Annotated in this window: 2 protein-coding genes; both read right to left on the reverse strand. The window is 69.5% G+C overall.

Annotated elements, in window-relative coordinates:
- Positions 1-58 precede the first annotated feature (58 nt).
- Complete coding sequence (locus VIP82_RS03715) at positions 59-649, reverse strand: thymidine kinase (RefSeq protein ID WP_331905942.1); 591 nt, start codon at positions 647-649, stop codon at positions 59-61.
- A gap of 144 nt (positions 650-793) precedes the next feature.
- Complete coding sequence (locus VIP82_RS03720; RefSeq protein WP_331905943.1) at positions 794-2,632, reverse strand: glycoside hydrolase family 3 protein; 1,839 nt, start codon at positions 2,630-2,632, stop codon at positions 794-796.
- Positions 2,633-2,770: the final 138 nt, after the last annotated feature.

A 2,770-nucleotide genomic window follows, 5' to 3' on the forward strand; every position in this document is an offset into this window, starting at 1 on the left:
CTGTGCATGCCGGGTCGTCGTCGCTAGGCCGGCGCGGGATCGCGCGCCGGACGACGCATCACGCTGAGCGATGGCCTCGTTCGCCGAAGTGCTGCCGACAGCGTGCCTGGTACGACTCGATCCCGCCCACGTGCTCGGCGGTCGCGACGTGTGCGTCCCCGACGTCGTCAGCGAGGACGCGCTGATGGAACGCGGCATCCTGCCCGCAGACAGCGCACACGGCTGTGAGCTTCGTCACGTCCTCGGCGAGCGCCATGAGCGACGGGAGGGGCTCGAAGGGGCGGCCGTCGAACGTCACGCAGAGGCCAGCGACGACGACCGACATTCCCGTGAGCACCAGCCTGCTCACCGCCGGGACGAGCTCCGTCCCGAAGAACTGGGCCTCATCGATCGCCAGCAGGTCCAGCTCGCGATCGCCGACCAGCTCTACCAGGGACTCGACGTCGGGCACTGATCGTGACGCGATGCTGAGCCCCGAATGCGAGGCCACTCGGCCCGCGGCATGCCGATCGTCGAGCGCGTGGTTGACGACCTCGACGGCGAGTCCGGCGAGTTGCGCGCGACGCACTCGCCGCAGCAGTTCCTCGGACTTGCCGGCGAACATCGGGCCGCAGACCACCTGGAGCCGGCCGTTCGGCGTACTACGCATGGATCAGAGCCTAAATGAGGCCGCCGTTCAGGTGGAGCAATCGGCATACCCTCGCAACGTGTCCGCAAGAGCATTGCCGAGGCGTGGCGCACCGGAGTGAGTGGATGCCGCGCGGCATCCACTCACCCCTCGCGCGTCAGCGCGTCAGTCGAACCCGAGCCCGTGGCCGAACGGGTACAGCACGCCGGTGCGGTCGGCCGTCGGGATCGTGACCGGCAACTTGCCGACCGGGTCGTTCTCGCCGAAGAGCACACGCGTGAGCGACTCGAGCGACGCCGCCGTGTAGCCGTAGGTCGCGAGTGCCGTCGGCACGTTCGTCATGACCGAGATGTCGTACGGGTTCCGCATCGCCGACACGACAACGGGCGTGCCACTTGCCAGCAGCGCCTGCACGAAGGCCTGCTGGGCTGCGGCCGACGCGGTCGGCAGCCCGGTCGTCGCCGAGACGTTCGACGCATTGTTCGTCGAGACCACGACGAGGTCGTGGTTCGCAGCTGCCGCGGCGACCTCGGCAATCACAGCCGCACTCGGCGTGAGCCCCGTTTCGCGCACCGTGACGCTCTGCCCGCGGGCGGCGATCGCGCCGGCGAGGGTCGACGTGGTCGCGACGCCCCAGCCGGTGACGAGCACGTCGCGCGGCTCGCTCGAGAGTGGCAGCACGCCGGCGTCGTTCTTGAGGAGAGTGGTCGTGTCGTCGGTGATCGTCTGCGCATCGGCGACGTGCGCGGGTGCGCCGACGATCGCGGCCGCGGCCGAGGCGTCGACGAACGGGTCCTCGAAGAGGCCGCGCTGCAGCTTGAGCCGCAGGATGCGGTACACCGACTCGTCGAGCCGCTTCTCGGAGATCTCGCCGCTCAGCACCGCGTCGAGCACGGCCTGATAGGCGACATCCATCTGGGGTGGGAGCACGAGCATGTCGGCGCCCGCCTTGAACGCCTCGACGGGCGCGACGTTCGGCGGATAGGTGCTCGTGGCACCCTGCATGTCGAGCGCGTCGGTGACGATGAGGCCGTCGTAGCCGAGCTCTTCACGCAAGAGGCCCGTGAGGATCGGCTCCGACATCGTGGCGGGGGCGCCGCTCGGGTCGATCGAGCGCAGCACCACGTGGGCGGTCATGATCGTGTCGACGCCTTCGGCGATCGCGGCCCGGAACGGCGGCAGGTCGATGGCCTCGAGCTGCTCGCGCGTGTGCGTCACCTCGGGGAGTCCGAAGTGGCTGTCGGTCGCCGTGTCGCCGTGGCCCGGGAAATGCTTCGCGGCGGCCGCGACGCCGCCGTCGTGGAAGCCGTCGACCTCGGCGGCGACGAGCTCGGCGACGAGTTGCGGGTCTTCGCCGATCGAGCGGATGCCGATGACCGGGTTGGCCGGGTTGACGTTGACGTCGGCCACCGGCGCGTAGTCCTGGTTGATGCCGACCGCGGCGAGCTCGGTGCCGATCACCTCGGCCGAGCGGTGCGCGTGCTCCGCCGAGCGGCTCGCACCGAGCGGCATCTGCCCGGGCATCTGCGTCGCCGGAGCGCCGAACCGGGCGACGAGCGCGCCGCCCTCCTGATCGGTCGAGATGAGCAGCGGGATGCCGGCCGGCTGGTCGGTCGCCGCCGTCTGCAGCCCGTTCGAGAGCGTCGCGACCTCGGTCGGAGTGCCGAAGTTGTCGGGCCCGCGGGTCGTGAAGTAGATGACGCCGCCGGGCTTGTACTTGTCGATGACCTGGGCGGGGGTATCGACGCCATACAGCCGCCGGTTGTTCGCGGCAGCGGTGTCACTCACGGTCGTGGCGTCGCGCCCGTACACCTCGACGACGAAGAGCTGACCCACCTTCTCTTCGACGCTCATGTGCTGGAGCATGCTCACGATGCGCCCGCGGAACGGAGCGTCGTCCGAGCGGCCCGGGTCTGCAACCGCGGCCGGAGTCACCGCGAATCCCAGCATCCCCATGACGGCGGCGGCCGTGATCAACGACCTCCTGCCGATTCCGTGTGTCATGTCGACCTCCTTGTCGCACACCGGCCGTTGAGACCGTATCCGCGGATGCTATCGAGGACTCGTGTCCGTGTCACCCCAAAGGTCGCGATCGATTGCCTGACGTGGGTGACCGGTTCGGATCTCCGTCACCACTGTCAC

This window comes from Microbacterium sp. (assembly GCF_036566905.1).
Taxonomy (GTDB): domain Bacteria; phylum Actinomycetota; class Actinomycetes; order Actinomycetales; family Microbacteriaceae; genus Microbacterium.

Excerpts from the sequence above, each read along its gene's own strand:
- VIP82_RS03715 (WP_331905942.1), bottom strand. The coding sequence starts at position 649 with ATGCGTAGTACGCCGAACGGCCGGCTCCAGGTGGTCTGCGGCCCGATG.
- VIP82_RS03720 (WP_331905943.1), bottom strand. The coding sequence starts at position 2,632 with ATGACACACGGAATCGGCAGGAGGTCGTTGATCACGGCCGCCGCCGTC.